Consider the following 13,637-nt stretch of genomic DNA (forward strand, 5'->3'; position numbering starts at 1 on the left):
AAATGGGGGTGAGTGGATGGAAGCCATTCAGACAGATGCAGATCGTGTGACAGATGAAGCGACGAAGGTAATCCTGAATAATGTGGTGAAACGGAAGAAGAAGTATGACCATTATAAGAGTCGGCATTTTTTTAGCATATATTTCATGCTAGGTTTAGCGGCGGTGTTTCTTTATTATATATATCGAACGGTGATCTCGCCGTATTCGTATTCCTTTTATAAAGTATATGAACAATTCTTTGAGAATCCCGTTAATTTGCTGGGTACGGTCGTCTTGGCGGCCGTTTATGGATCCATGCTTTATTTCAAGAAGAAAATGGACAAAGCTGAAAAGGAATATCATGCATTAAGATGCGAGATTGTTGATCGGAGCAAGGATTTGTGGAAGAGCGAGAGCGCATGGAAAAATCGGCATCTGGTCTTCCAGAAAATGAAGGATCTTTATGATATAAATCTTTTTCACGAAAATAAATAATTGCTTCGTCCTTTTGGCAGGAAAGAAAGTCATGCGTGTCGAAAAAGATGTATATACGTGTATTGGTTAAATTATGGGAGGTGCTGCCAGATGTTTGTGAAGAGTATAATGATATCAAAATATCATTGTCACACTGTTTCGATTGATGATTCACTAGAAGTGGTATTGCAAAAGCTTGATGAAAAACAAATTGAAGCTGTACCGGTTTTAAATGGAGAGAAATATGCGGGAACCATCACCCGTTATCGAATCTATAAGCAGGCATTTTTATCTGAACTGCCTAGAAGTATCTTTTTAAAGGATTTAAAGGCTTCGGATATTGCTGAGCAAAATAAGACACTGACAGGCCAAGAAATATTTGAAAATGTCCTTGTCGACCTCAAAGAAATGCCGCTCATGGCTGTGGTGGAAGAGGATGGCGATTTCCTCGGCATTGTGACAAGATATGATGTTATGGCGGAATTCCAGCATGCCTTCGGTGTTCATGTACCGGGAGTCCGGATTGCGTTGAAAACGGTGGAAACAAAAGGGCGGATTGCCAGGCTGACAGAGTTGACACGTCAGTATCAACAGCAGATCATCGCATTGATTACCTTTGATGAGACCGATAAATTAGTCAGAAGAATTGTCATTAAAGTGGCTAAATCACCTAATGTAGACAAATTTATTAAAAAGCTGGAGGAATCTGGCTTCGGTATCCTTGATATTCAAGAATTGTAATGTCAGATAAGAGCTTCCCATATGCTATAGGCAGAGGGGCTCTTTTTTTCAATGTGAGAATATACCTCCGGAGGAAGCAGAATGTGGATGTTTTTGATTGCTGGAATACTGGTGCTTGTTATTGGGGTGTTGTTGGCACATATGTATAAGCTGGCAAAGCAGGATTTCCTGCATGAGATGACTTTGGACTTTGAAGACTTCCCAAGTAGCGACAGGGTTAGTTTGTTTTTTATCTCAGATGTTCATCGCAGAAATATTAGTGACTCCCTAGTGGCTTCCGCCGAGGGTAAAGTTGATTTTGTCCTGATAGGCGGAGATATAACAGAAAAGGGAGTCCCGCTTGAGCGTGTGAGGGAGAATTTGCAAAAGCTGAAGAAATTGGGCCCAGTCTATTTTATATGGGGAAATAATGATTATGAAGCCGATGTGCGCGAGCTTGATGCCCTTTTTGTGGAGCTGGGGGTCAAGGTGCTGGCAGATGAGGGTGTGTTATTTGAGACAAATGATGGCGGAATCATTAATTTGCTCGGGATTGATTATTATGAACCGGAGGATCGGCTCGAAGGCCTCAAGAGAGTTATGAATGTGTCTAGTGAGGGGGCCTTTAGGATATTGGCGAGCCACACCCCTTCAATTGAAGAGGAAATCCGCGCAGAGGATGAAATTAGATTGGTGCTGAGCGGTCATACGCATGGCGGTCAAATCCGGCTGTTCGGATATGGGCCGTACTGTCTCGGAGGAATTCATTATTCAGGGGACTCGGTTATATTTACGAGCAATGGCTATGGAACAAGCGGAGTGCCACTCCGTTTAGGGGCTAAGCCTGAAGTGCATATTATCCATCTGATTCGTAAATAAATAGAATAACGGGTAAACAAGGCACCTGTTTAATCTCCTCTCATATCATACAGGGAGGAAGTATTCACAGGAGGACTTGTGTATGAAGCTGAAGAGAATTAACTCCAAGAAGGTTAAAGTCTTTATCTCTCAAGAGGAACTAGAAGAAAAAGAGATGAATCCGATTAAGATGAAGATTCAGGTTCCTGATAGCCATCTCTTTTTTTATCGAATTGTGATAGAGGCGTTAGAAGAAATGGAATACACCATAGATAGCAATATCCTAATGGATATTTACTCCTATCCAGGCTATGGGATTTATATGATGATTAAAACGGATGAAGACCGATATGCCAGTCAGAATGAAGAGATGGATAATACATTGTCCATTCAGTTTGTTGAACAAGATCATTTCATTTTTGAATTTACTGATTTTGAAGATGTGGTGGATGCCTGTAAAATTCTATATGGGAAATGGAGTGCAGCCGGGTATTTATATCATCTGAGCTCAGCATATTATATGAAGATCGAGGGAGTAATGGAGGAAGAAGCTGCCTCCGTGGCAGCCATTATGCTAGAGTATGGGGAGCTATCCTCATTGACAGAGGATTTCTTGCTCGAAAAAGGATTGAGGGTATACCATGATAACATAATTCCTGTCATGATTGAATATTTTAATGATTAAAGCCACTAGTTAGTTTAGTGGTTCTTTTTTGACCTTAAATGACGGAGAGGATTTTGTATGTGCATTAGCTTTGTGAAATATAGAGAAATGAGCAGATATAATATGGTTTATATTGGAAGTGGATGTTAGAATGAGAGAGACAGTCTTCTTGCACTTCTTATAAACATTTGAGTATACTGTTATTGAGTGTAAATATAGACAAGTCTAAATGTTTGGTTTTTTGAAAAACAGTTCTTTTTTTATTTTAATATAGTTTTTAATTCATTGTTAATATGGTGAATACTGCAAGCGAAGCGTGTGTTATTTCCGGATAGATATAGATATATATAGATTTATCTGGATAAATAAATAGATTACTATTTATCTCTAGGAGGTACTAAGAATGTCAGCCGACCACCAAACCAATGAAGATAGACTGGATGTATTGAAATCTACGCAAACGGTCATCCATAAGGCATTGGATAAACTCGGATATCAGGAAGAAGTATATGAATTATTGAAAGAGCCGTTAAGGATGCTTACCGTGAAGATACCGGTCAAAATGGATGATGGTACAGTCAAGGTATTTACTGGCTATCGTGCTCAGCATAATGATGCGATTGGACCTACAAAGGGCGGAATCAGATTCCATCCGAATGTAACGGAAAAAGAGATTAAGGCTTTATCTATTTGGATGAGTTTAAAGTGCGGGATTGTGGACTTGCCATATGGAGGGGCAAAAGGCGGTATTATCTGTGATCCTAGAAATATGTCATTCCGTGAACTGGAGAGACTGAGCCGCGGGTATGTCCGTGCAATCAGTCAGGTTGTAGGACCAACTAAAGATATCCCGGCGCCGGATGTTTTCACGAATTCGCAGATTATGGCGTGGATGATGGATGAGTATAGCCGGATGGATGAATTTAATTCACCTGGATTTATTACAGGAAAACCGCTCGTGCTGGGAGGATCTCACGGACGTGAAACCGCTACTGCTAAGGGTGTAACTATATGTATACGAGAAGCCGCAAAAAAGCGCGGAATCGATATAAAAGGGGCTAGGGTTGTCGTTCAAGGGTTTGGGAATGCAGGAAGTTTCCTGGCTAAATTTATGCATGACAGCGGAGCAAAGGTCATTGGAATTTCTGATGCGCAAGGAGCTTTATATGACCCTGAAGGCCTGGATATTGATTACCTTTTAGACAGGCGTGACAGCTTTGGGACGGTGACGAATCTGTTCCAAAATACGATAACGAATAAAGAACTATTGGAACTTGAATGTGATGTGCTCGTTCCAGCAGCGATTGAAAACCAAATCACTGATGAGAATGCACATAATATTAAAGCAAAGATTGTGGTGGAAGCAGCAAATGGACCGACCACTCTTGAAGGAACGAAAATCCTCACTGAGCGCGGCATTTTGCTTGTTCCAGATGTCTTGGCGTCAGCAGGAGGAGTCACGGTTTCCTATTTCGAGTGGGTTCAGAATAACCAAGGCTATTATTGGACTGAGGAAGAAGTGGAAGAGAAGTTGGAGAAAGTCATGGTCCGCTCCTTTAACAGCATTTACGATACTGCCAATACGCGCAAGGTGGACATGAGATTGGCTGCCTATATGATTGGGGTACGTAAGATGGCTGAGGCTTCCCGTTTCAGAGGCTGGATTTAATAGAATGCTAACAAGAAAAGTTTTCTGTCTTATGATGGAAAGCTTTTTTGTATGCTTATTATGGGTTAATATAATATAGGTGTTATTCTAATATGGCAATTACTGCAACCAGCTTTGGTATGCATATATAGACAGCCTGCATATAGGAGGAGAAACAGATGGCATTTGAGGATGCAATTATAATCGGTGGAGGTCCTTGCGGGATGCAAGCGGCAATCAGCCTTAAAGAAATTGGAAAGAACCCATTGATCATCGAGAAAGGGAACATCGTGAATGCTATTTATCACTACCCTACCCATCAGACGTTCTTTTCAACAAGCGACAAGTTAGAAATAGGAGATGTGGCCTTCATTACACAAAACCGCAAGCCCGTCCGTCTCCAAGCCTTAACGTATTACCGTGAAGTGGCGAATCGGAAGGAGCTTAGGGTCAATACATATGAACGAGTATTATCTGCTGTAAAAAGGGATGACGGGCTCTTTGTTGTCACCACGACCAAAGGGCAGTATGAGACGCCTTATGTTGTCCTTGCCACAGGTTATTATGACCAGCCGAATAGACTGGATGTTCCTGGAGAGGATCTCGATAAGGTCTTCCATTACTTTAAGGAAGGGCATCCTTATCATAATCAGGATGTGGTGGTTATCGGCGGCAAGAATTCAAGTGTAGATGCAGCCATGGAGCTGGCGATGGCAGGTGCGAGAGTGACCGTAATCTATCGCGGAGCTTCGTACTCCCCAAGTATTAAACCATGGATTCTCCCGGAATTTGAGTCCCTGGTACGTCATGGCAAGGTTAAGATGGAATTTAATGCGCATGTCCGAGAAATCAAACCTGAATCCGTCATTTATGAAAAAGATGGGATTCGTAATGAAATCAAAAATGATTATGTATTTGCCATGATCGGCTACCATCCTGATTTTGATTTCCTGAGCAAATGCGGAATCAAGTATGATGAACAGAGCGGTAAGCCTATCATTAATGATGAAACAATGGAAACGAATGTGGAGCAGTTATATATTGCCGGCGTGATTGCGGCAGGGAGAAATGCCAATGAAATTTTTATTGAGAACGGCCGATTCCACGGGGGTAAAATTGCGCATTCAATTGCAGAAAAAGAAAAGAATGAAAAGTAAGACGGAGATAGAGGTGCAAGTATGAAAAAAATATCATTAATCACTACTGGCGGCACGATTGCTAGTAAGGAAATGTCAAAGGGACTTCTGGATTCGGGGGCATTAAGCGGGGATGAACTGGCTTCCTTATGCCAATTGCCTGACGGATTTGATATTAAAGTAATCGACCTGTTCCAGAAGCCTTCCATGCATATCAATTTTGATATGATGACAGCCGTTAAAGAGGCAATCGAAAAAGAGCTAGAGGACAAGAGTGTGACTGGAGTTGTTGTTACTCATGGGACAGACTCGCTTGAAGAAACGGCCTATTTTCTTGATTTAACAACAAATGATTCCCGACCTATTGTGGTTACCGGTTCACAGCGCTCCCCGCAAGAGGTTGGAACAGATGTTTATTCAAATTTGCGCAACTCTATTTTCGTTGCCGCAAATGAATTGCTGCACGATGTAGGCGTCCTTGTCGTATTTAATGAGCGAATTTATTCCGCCCGATATGTAAAGAAAGTGCACGCCTCTAACCTCCAAGGCTTTGAATCCTTTGGTTATGGATATTTAGGCATCATCGATAATGATCTGGTCAGTGTGTACCAAAAGCCCATTTATCATGAATCATATGAGATAGATGGGAATAAGATTCCAAGGGTGGAAATTGTGAAATGCTATACGGGCTCTGATGGTCTATTCATTGATGCAGCCGTTCAGAATGGTGTGCAAGGTATTGTCCTAGAAGGGGTTGGCAGAGGGCAGGTAACTCCTTATATGCTGGATTCAATTCAAAACGCTCTTGATAAAGGGGTAACGGTTGTGATGACCACAAGTGCCGAGGAGGGCAAGGTCTATCCGGCATACGGTTATGTCGGCAGTGCTCATGATTTGCGGAGCAGAGGCGTCATTCTTGGAGAGGATTATGACAGCAAGAAGGCAAGAATTAAGCTGGCGGTCTTATTGGCGAACGGTAAAAGAGATATTGAACAAGCATTTAAGCTATGACTTTTGTCTCAAAAAGAATTTCAAACGGATGTATTTTAATCAAGTACATGGTAGGATAGATGGTAAGTATGGGAGAGGAAGGAGTATGCCATGTTAAATATCGTAACCGCAGGGGTTGCTCCTGGTTTAGCCCTGCTTATCTATTTCTATTTGAAAGACCAATATAATACGGAACCGATCTCGGTTGTGCTAAAGGCTTTTATATATGGGGCGCTGATTGTTATGCCTGTCATGTTCCTTCAATATGTCTTTGATGCAGAAGGCATCCTTATCGCTAATTGGGCAGACGCTTTTCTGGCAAAGGGGCTTATCGAGGAATTGCTGAAATGGGGAATTTTCCTCTTGCTCATATACGGTCATGTTGAATTTGATGAACCGTATGACGGAATTGTATACGGTGTTGCGATTTCACTCGGATTTGCAACCTTTGAGAATATTCTCTATTTATTCACTAATGGGGTTGAATATGCGTGGGGAAGAGCGATATTCCCGGTTTCCAGCCATGGACTTTTTGGGGTAATCATGGGCTTTTATTTTGGAAAGGCTAAATTTTCGAAAGAAAAGCGCCTTAAATACATGGCGGTCGCCCTCATAATTCCTTTCCTCTTGCATGGACTATTTAATTATATTCTCATGATGGAGGTCAACTGGTACGTATATTTAATTCCATTCATGTTCTTCCTTTGGGGACTTGGACTTTGGAAAGTAAAGAAAGCCCGAATCTTAACTGAAAAAGCTTTTAAGCAGTCTTATGAAAGTCTATAAAAATTTTGCTCTTCATTCATTAGGGATGAAGAGTTTTTTTGTTAATCCGTCCAGTTGAATATTTTATAAGAGAATGCAAAAACTACCCTTACTGTCATTACTATTTCAGGAGGGCTTATGTATGAAAGGGTTAGCAAGAAAAGCATTTTCCTGCCTATTGATTGGCTTCGTTCTATCATCGCTGCCTAGCTATAACAAGGATGTATCTGCGTTCTCAAACCAGGTCATTCAAAAAGGGGCAACTGGTGATGATGTCATAGAGCTGCAGGCACGACTGCAGAATATAGGCTATTATCATGGTCAAATAGACGGCGTATTCGGCTGGGGGACCTATTGGGCGCTCCGTAATTTCCAGGAAAACTATGGTCTGCCAGTAGATGGGCTTGCAGGAGAGACAACAAAGAGGAAATTATCCAATGCATCAAATTTTAATAAATCTTGGGTTCATCAGCAAATTAACGCAGGCAATACCTTCACGTATTATCAAGGAGTGCCAATCGAGAATCAGGTGAAAAAGTCAACCTCAGGAGGCACAGCGTCAACAAATAAAAATAATGCAACTTCCAAACCAACAACATCTACAAGCGCTACTGCGGCCAATATCCCTTCAGGATTCTCAGAAAGTGATATAAATCTGATGGCCAATGCGGTATATGGAGAAGCGCGCGGGGAGCCGTATGAAGGGCAAGTTGCCGTAGCGGCTGTCATATTGAATCGCGTTCAAAGTGCATCTTTCCCGAACACGGTATCCGGAGTCATTTTCCAGCCGGGTGCTTTTACAGCCGTGGCAGATGGGCAGATTTGGCTGACGCCAAATGAACGGGCTAAGCAAGCGGTCATGGATGCAATGAACGGATGGGACCCTACCGGTGAAGCAGAATATTACTTTAATCCAGAAACTGCTACAAGTGCTTGGATATGGTCAAGACCGCAAATAAAACAAATCGGCAAGCATATTTTCTGCCGTTAAGGGGTGAGTAAATTGATTAGAAATATACTGATCGGAGTATTGGCAATTGGTCTGGCAGGGACTGCATATTGGGGGTACACCCAAAAGCAGGAAAAAGACGCTCTATTAATTAATGCAGAGAATACGTATCAGCGTGCATTCAATGATCTTGCTTATGATATGGATGTTTTGAACGATAAGATTGGGACGACATTAGCCATGAATTCCCGCGAGTCTTTATCACCCGCACTGGTAGATGTATGGCGGATTACTAATTCGGCTCATGGAAGCGTAGGACAGCTGCCGCTTACATTGATGCCATTTCATGAGACGGAAGCATTTCTAACGAAAATTGGTGATTTTGCTTATCAAACATCAGTTCGCGATCTTGATAAATCTCCTCTAACAGATCAGGAATATAAGACACTCGAAGGCTTGTATAAGAATTCATCCGAAATTCAAGGAGAGCTTCGAAAGGTTCAAAGCGAGATAATGTCCAATAATCTGAAATGGACTGACGTTGAGATGGTTCTTGCACAAGCAGAAGGTGATGAACCGCAGGATAATCTTGTTATTGATGGCTTAAAGACGATTGAGAAAAATGCGAAATCCTATGGCCAGAAAGATGACTATGGGACAGCCTTTACATCGTCTCCAAAAAAAATTACCTATGATCATATAAATGATAAAGTTATCTCGCGTAAAGAGGCCATTAAGCATGCGAAGGAGTATGCCAATGTTACGAATGCAAAATCGGTTAAGGTAACGGAAAATAAAGATGGTTCTAACTATGATTTCTATCATGTGAGCATGAATGTTCGTGATGGAGAGAATGTCGATGTTGATTTAACGAAAAAGGGCGGATACCCAATCTACATCATCAATGATCGCGCAGTTGGAAAAGCTAAGATCAGCTTAAATGACGGGTTCAAGAAGGCTGAAAGCTATTTGAAGAAAATGGGCTATAAAAACATTGGCCTATATGAGAGCACCCAATATCAAAATGTAGGCGTTTATACCTTTGTGACAGAATTAAATACTGTACCAGTCTATGAAGAAGCAATCAAAATTAAGGTTGGCCTGGATGATGGCACCATAGTTGGTCTGGTTGCAGAGGATTATTTGCAAAATCATAAGGACCGGACGATTGGCAAGCCTAAAATTAGTGAAGAAGAAGCAAGAAAATCAATCAATCCTAAAGTGAAAATCATGGACCAAAAGCTCTCCATGCTCACTAATGACCTTTATGAAGATGTGCTATGCTATGAGTTTATGGGCACGATTGGAAATGACACATATCGCATTTACATCAACGCAGAAAACGGCAAGGAAGAGAAAGTGGAGAAAATGCACGAGGCAGCCAAGGTATATAATAAGGTGTCCTAAGTAAATGAAATGAGCCGGGATAAAAATATCCCGGCTATATTTATGTTCACTCAAGTGGACTGCATCAGATTTCGTTCAGGTATAGTCTAAAGGGAATTGATTTCTTTCTGTTCAGATCAGTGTTTAGGTGACTTTTTTGTTGAATATATAGATATGGCTATACTAGCTCGCTCGTTTGCATGACGGCTTGTGAAAAGAATAAAGGTATTCGCTGATTAAACTCCAATCTCATGGTTACACTTATCCTAAAGGGGTGCGGATATATGGAAGCGGTAGAACGTATTATCAAGAAAATGATTTTCATTCAAGTGGTATTTTTATTGTTTTTTCAACTATTCTTCCACAGAGATGATACGTTTCATAAATGGAAAACGCTGGTTCAATATGAAGGAGTATTGAAGGAAAATTATTCATCGATTGTGGAGACACTCTCGGGAGGCCGGCCATAGGGAGCGGAGGGCAAAGTGTTTACGCTTTGTCTTCTTTTTGTATGGAGTTGGTTCTTTATAATTTAAAAAGCTGTGTTAAAATAAGCTTGTAGTAGATTTGTATGACAACAAGGAGGAACAAATGGAAAAGAAACTCTCAATTGCTATCGATGGACCTGCGGCTGCAGGGAAAAGTACCGTAGCAAAAATTATCGCAAAAAAATTATCCTACATATATATTGATACAGGTGCTATGTATAGAGCGTTAACCTATAAAGCGCTCCAGCAAAACGTCGATCCAAATGATGAACAGGCATTATTCAGCTTGCTGATGGATACGGATATTGCTTTAAAGAACAATGAAGCAGGCCAAGATGTATTAGTCGACGGTGAAGTGGTTTCAAATGCGGTCAGAACACCAGAAGTGACAAAAAATGTATCAGCAGTAGCACAGCATAAATTGGTCCGCGAAGAAATGGTAAGGCGCCAGCAGCTTCTTTCTGAGCAAGGCGGAGTGGTAATGGATGGACGTGATATTGGCACTCATGTTATGCCTAATGCTGAAGTGAAGATCTTCATGCTTGCCAGTGTGGATGAGCGTGCGAAACGCCGACATGATGAGAACCTGTTAAAAGGGTTTGAATCCAATCTTGAAGAATTGAAACAGGAGATTGCAGCAAGGGACAAGTTTGATTCTGAACGTGAGGTGTCCCCTCTAAAAAAAGCGGATGATGCGCTTGAACTGGATACGACAAGTCTTGCAATTGAAGAGGTCGTAGATGCCATTGTGCGCATTGCACAAGAGAAAGGAGTACATGGATGACGTTTTATGGTTTTGCCAGGGGCGTTGTAAAAACCGTACTCACCCCGCTCTATCGGGTCAAGGTTTATGGGAAAGAAAATTTCCCAGAAACAGGGGGAGTATTATTATGCAGCAATCATATAAGTGAGCTGGACCCTCCTGTTGTTGGAATATCAGCGCCTAGACCGGTTCATTTTATCGCTAAGGAAGAGCTATTTAATATGCCCGTATTAAAAATGATTCTCCCGCATGTGAATGCCATACCCATCAAGCGGGGGATGAGTGACAGGAATGCGTTAAGAAAGGGACTGGGTGTCTTGAAGGACGGAAATGTACTCGGTTTATTTCCAGAAGGAACGCGAAGCAAAACCGGTGAACTAGGAGAAGGTCTGGCAGGAGCGGGGTTCTTTGCTTTACGGACAGAAGCCAAGGTTGTTCCTTGTGCCGTGATTGGAAACTACAAGCCATTCAGGACTACAAAGGTCGTCTATGGGAAGCCGATTGAGATGGAAGAGCTTCGTAGTAGAAAAGCCTCAGCAGAAGAAGTGACAAAAGTCATAATGGCTGAAATAAAGGAATTAATTGTTAAAAATAGATAGGGTTACTGCTTGACAAAACCCTGTAATTATAAGAAGTTAGAAAAAAGGAATAATTTAGAATAGTTTAGTTCCTTAAAAAAAGTGGTATTAAATATAAATTGGAAAACTGTAATTGAAATGAAGCTGTGATTGTTAGGAGGAGTACATATGACAGAGGATATGAATAATGTAGAAGTAGCAGAATTCAGTGTTGGTCAACACGTTACTGGTACTGTTACAAAAGTGGAAGAGAAACAGGTAGTTGTCGAAGTTGAGAACAGCAAGCATGACGGAATTGTTCCAATCAGTGAGCTATCCAGTCTGCATGTAGAAAAAGCATCAGATGTCGTTTCCGAAGGCGACAAGCTTGAGTTTGAAATTATAAAAATCGAGGATGAAGCATTAATCCTATCTAAGCGTAAAGTAGATGCAGAAAATGCATGGGAAGAGCTGGCGCGCGATTTCGAAGACGGCAAGATCATCGAAACAGAGGTGAAGGATGTCGTTAAAGGTGGCCTTGTGGTTGACTTAGGTGTTCGCGGATTCGTTCCTGCATCCCTAGTTGAAGACTACTTCGTAGAGGACTTCTCTGACTACAAAGGGAAGACGCTATCCTTCAAAATCGTGGAATTGGATAAAGAAAAAAACAGATTGATCCTTTCTCACCGTGATGTAGTACGTGATGAGAAAGAAAAGAAAAAGATGGATATCCTTGAAACTCTTCAAGCTGGAGAAGTTCTAGAAGGCAAGGTGCAACGTATTACTGATTTCGGCGCTTTTGTTGATATCGGCGGAATTGACGGGCTTGTACACGTGTCCCAGCTATCGCATGAACATGTTGACAAACCTTCAGATGTCGTTTCAGAGGGCGATACCGTGAAAGTGAAGATTCTTTCCATCGACCGTGACAGTGAGCGTGTTTCCTTATCCATTAAGGAAACATTGCCTGGACCGTGGTCTGATATTACATCTAAAGCGCATAAAGGCAGTGTGCTGGATGGAACGGTTAAACGCTTAGTGTCTTATGGAGCATTTGTAGAGGTATTCCCAGGTGTTGAAGGACTTGTCCACATCTCTCAAATCTCTCACAAGCATATAGGCACTCCGCATGAAGTGCTTGCTGAGGGAGACATCATCAAAGTGAAGGTGCTGGATGTGAATGAAGATGAACATCGTTTATCCTTAAGTATCAAAGAGCTTGAGGAAGAAGCACCTGCAGAAGATGATAGCTATGAAATGCCGGAGGAAACAAAAGGCTTCCAATTAGGCGAAATGATTGGAGAACAATTAAAAAACCTTAAGAAATAACATCGATATTAGCAGGCGGTCCTTTTCCATAAAGGGCTGCCTTATTTTATGGCCCTCCATCCAGGAAAAACACGTCTTTATGTGTAAATTATGTCAATTCTTGATTAAAACAGCAAAGAGGTTGGCATAATGCTAATGGAGGTAATTATGCAAGAAGGTACTATATTTTTTCTAATAAGCTGGTTGACCGTTTGGTACATCGTATTTATGGATAACAAGTCTCCCCGACAGCGGAGAGTGCATTTAACTATCATACTCGCTCTTCTTGTTTGTGCGGGTGTTTATATGAATATCGGCAATATACAAGTAAGTTTAATATGGGTGCCGGTTTTATTTTGGTCATTTTTCCAGTGGAGGATCATTCGAAACAGGGATTTATTCCGGGTGTCAGTATCGGTATTTGGAGTTATGCTCGCATTTGCCTGCTTTAGAATTCTGACGATGCTTTATCCTGTGTGGCTTTTCATTGATTGGAAAATACTATGCTCGCTCCTCGTTATTGCCGTGTCTGCCTTGTTTCTAAAGGGGCCGAATATGAGACTGAGCACGTTAATTATCGGCTCTTTATTTGGGCAAATGATATTTGCTGTATTATTGAATATTAATGGTATGCCAATCAATTACCTCTTTTCGCTTGAGTCGATGGATTTATTGAGTCTGCTCGTGTTTATGAACGGGGTTTTGCATCTGGGAGAACGATGGCTGGCTAAGTGGTCCTTGCGTAAGTCATCCATGACAGTAGCGGCGAGGAATCGAGATATTAGGTAGGATGATTGGTGAATGAAGAATCTAAATTTGCAGAAATATACCGATTGTCATATGACAGGAGTTGTGCCTTTTTGAAACGTTTGCTATCATATTATAGTTAGACCCTTCTTTAATGGTTAAGAAGGGTTCTTTTTTCATAAAACAAGATACTCGCTAATATTG

General features: G+C 41.4%; 15 protein-coding genes. All 15 read left to right on the forward strand.

Annotated features, from left to right (window positions below; genetic code table 11):
- Positions 1 to 16: 16 nt before the first annotated feature.
- The 15 genes from CYL18_RS03105 (at position 17) to CYL18_RS19755 (ending at position 13,475) form a co-directional block, all read left to right on the forward strand.
- The gene (locus CYL18_RS03105) at positions 17 to 475 is read left to right on the forward strand and encodes a YpbF family protein (protein ID WP_104847979.1); all 459 of its coding nucleotides are present in this window, start codon (positions 17 to 19) and stop codon (positions 473 to 475) included.
- A gap of 90 nt (positions 476 to 565) precedes the next feature.
- Complete coding sequence (locus CYL18_RS03110) at positions 566 to 1,195, forward strand: CBS domain-containing protein (RefSeq protein WP_104847980.1); 630 nt, start codon at positions 566 to 568, stop codon at positions 1,193 to 1,195.
- 81 nt (positions 1,196 to 1,276) lie between these two features.
- Complete coding sequence (locus CYL18_RS03115) at positions 1,277 to 2,053, forward strand: metallophosphoesterase (protein WP_104847981.1); 777 nt, start codon at positions 1,277 to 1,279, stop codon at positions 2,051 to 2,053.
- Between the two features lie 82 nt (positions 2,054 to 2,135).
- Positions 2,136 to 2,717: an adaptor protein MecA gene (locus tag CYL18_RS03120; RefSeq protein ID WP_104847982.1), complete on the forward strand. Its 582-nt coding sequence runs from the start codon at positions 2,136 to 2,138 to the stop codon at positions 2,715 to 2,717.
- A gap of 382 nt (positions 2,718 to 3,099) precedes the next feature.
- Positions 3,100 to 4,365, forward strand: a complete 1,266-nt coding sequence (locus CYL18_RS03125; RefSeq protein WP_104847983.1) for a Glu/Leu/Phe/Val family dehydrogenase — start codon at positions 3,100 to 3,102, stop codon at positions 4,363 to 4,365.
- A gap of 158 nt (positions 4,366 to 4,523) precedes the next feature.
- Positions 4,524 to 5,501, forward strand: coding sequence for a YpdA family putative bacillithiol disulfide reductase (locus CYL18_RS03130; RefSeq protein ID WP_104847984.1), 978 nt, complete (start codon positions 4,524 to 4,526; stop codon positions 5,499 to 5,501).
- A 21-nt stretch (positions 5,502 to 5,522) separates the two neighbouring features.
- Positions 5,523 to 6,491, forward strand: coding sequence for an asparaginase (locus tag CYL18_RS03135; protein ID WP_104847985.1), 969 nt, complete (start codon positions 5,523 to 5,525; stop codon positions 6,489 to 6,491).
- Between the two features lie 90 nt (positions 6,492 to 6,581).
- Positions 6,582 to 7,256, forward strand: coding sequence for a glutamic-type intramembrane protease PrsW (prsW, locus tag CYL18_RS03140; RefSeq protein WP_104847986.1), 675 nt, complete (start codon positions 6,582 to 6,584; stop codon positions 7,254 to 7,256).
- 121 nt (positions 7,257 to 7,377) lie between these two features.
- Positions 7,378 to 8,226 (forward strand): spore cortex-lytic enzyme, encoded by an 849-nt coding sequence (gene sleB / locus CYL18_RS03145; RefSeq protein ID WP_236636206.1) that lies wholly within the window; start codon positions 7,378 to 7,380, stop codon positions 8,224 to 8,226.
- Between the two features lie 3 nt (positions 8,227 to 8,229).
- Positions 8,230 to 9,591, forward strand: coding sequence for a germination protein YpeB (gene ypeB, locus CYL18_RS03150; RefSeq protein WP_456238401.1), 1,362 nt, complete (start codon positions 8,230 to 8,232; stop codon positions 9,589 to 9,591).
- Between the two features lie 263 nt (positions 9,592 to 9,854).
- Complete coding sequence (locus tag CYL18_RS03155; protein WP_104847989.1) at positions 9,855 to 10,040, forward strand: DUF5359 family protein; 186 nt, start codon at positions 9,855 to 9,857, stop codon at positions 10,038 to 10,040.
- Positions 10,041 to 10,161: 121 nt separating this feature from the next.
- Entirely contained in the window at positions 10,162 to 10,842 is a 681-nt protein-coding gene (cmk, locus tag CYL18_RS03160; RefSeq protein ID WP_104847990.1) for a (d)CMP kinase, read from the forward strand.
- On the forward strand, positions 10,839 to 11,420 hold the full coding sequence (locus CYL18_RS03165) for a lysophospholipid acyltransferase family protein (RefSeq protein ID WP_104847991.1): 582 nt from the start codon (positions 10,839 to 10,841) through the stop codon (positions 11,418 to 11,420). The genes cmk and CYL18_RS03165 overlap by 4 nt, the downstream gene beginning before the upstream one ends.
- A 147-nt stretch (positions 11,421 to 11,567) precedes the next feature.
- On the forward strand, positions 11,568 to 12,707 hold the full coding sequence (gene rpsA / locus CYL18_RS03170; RefSeq protein ID WP_104847992.1) for a 30S ribosomal protein S1: 1,140 nt from the start codon (positions 11,568 to 11,570) through the stop codon (positions 12,705 to 12,707).
- Between the two features lie 147 nt (positions 12,708 to 12,854).
- On the forward strand, positions 12,855 to 13,475 hold the full coding sequence (locus tag CYL18_RS19755; protein ID WP_456238403.1) for a YphA family membrane protein: 621 nt from the start codon (positions 12,855 to 12,857) through the stop codon (positions 13,473 to 13,475).
- The last annotated feature ends 162 nt before the right edge of the window (positions 13,476 to 13,637 follow it).

It is taken from the genome of Pradoshia eiseniae (assembly GCF_002946355.1).
Taxonomy (GTDB): domain Bacteria; phylum Bacillota; class Bacilli; order Bacillales; family Pradoshiaceae; genus Pradoshia; species Pradoshia eiseniae.

Coding starts and splice junctions, on each gene's coding strand:
- CYL18_RS03130 (WP_104847984.1), top strand. CDS start 4,524: ATGGCATTTGAGGATGCAATTATAATCGGTGGAGGTCCTTGCGGGATG.
- CYL18_RS03105 (WP_104847979.1), top strand. CDS start 17: ATGGAAGCCATTCAGACAGATGCAGATCGTGTGACAGATGAAGCGACG.
- CYL18_RS03110 (WP_104847980.1), top strand. CDS start 566: ATGTTTGTGAAGAGTATAATGATATCAAAATATCATTGTCACACTGTT.
- rpsA (WP_104847992.1), top strand. CDS start 11,568: ATGACAGAGGATATGAATAATGTAGAAGTAGCAGAATTCAGTGTTGGT.
- CYL18_RS03115 (WP_104847981.1), top strand. CDS start 1,277: ATGTGGATGTTTTTGATTGCTGGAATACTGGTGCTTGTTATTGGGGTG.
- CYL18_RS03155 (WP_104847989.1), top strand. CDS start 9,855: ATGGAAGCGGTAGAACGTATTATCAAGAAAATGATTTTCATTCAAGTG.
- CYL18_RS03135 (WP_104847985.1), top strand. CDS start 5,523: ATGAAAAAAATATCATTAATCACTACTGGCGGCACGATTGCTAGTAAG.
- sleB (WP_236636206.1), top strand. CDS start 7,378: ATGAAAGGGTTAGCAAGAAAAGCATTTTCCTGCCTATTGATTGGCTTC.
- prsW (WP_104847986.1), top strand. CDS start 6,582: ATGTTAAATATCGTAACCGCAGGGGTTGCTCCTGGTTTAGCCCTGCTT.
- CYL18_RS03125 (WP_104847983.1), top strand. CDS start 3,100: ATGTCAGCCGACCACCAAACCAATGAAGATAGACTGGATGTATTGAAA.
- CYL18_RS03120 (WP_104847982.1), top strand. CDS start 2,136: ATGAAGCTGAAGAGAATTAACTCCAAGAAGGTTAAAGTCTTTATCTCT.
- CYL18_RS03165 (WP_104847991.1), top strand. CDS start 10,839: ATGACGTTTTATGGTTTTGCCAGGGGCGTTGTAAAAACCGTACTCACC.
- CYL18_RS19755 (WP_456238403.1), top strand. CDS start 12,855: ATGCAAGAAGGTACTATATTTTTTCTAATAAGCTGGTTGACCGTTTGG.
- cmk (WP_104847990.1), top strand. CDS start 10,162: ATGGAAAAGAAACTCTCAATTGCTATCGATGGACCTGCGGCTGCAGGG.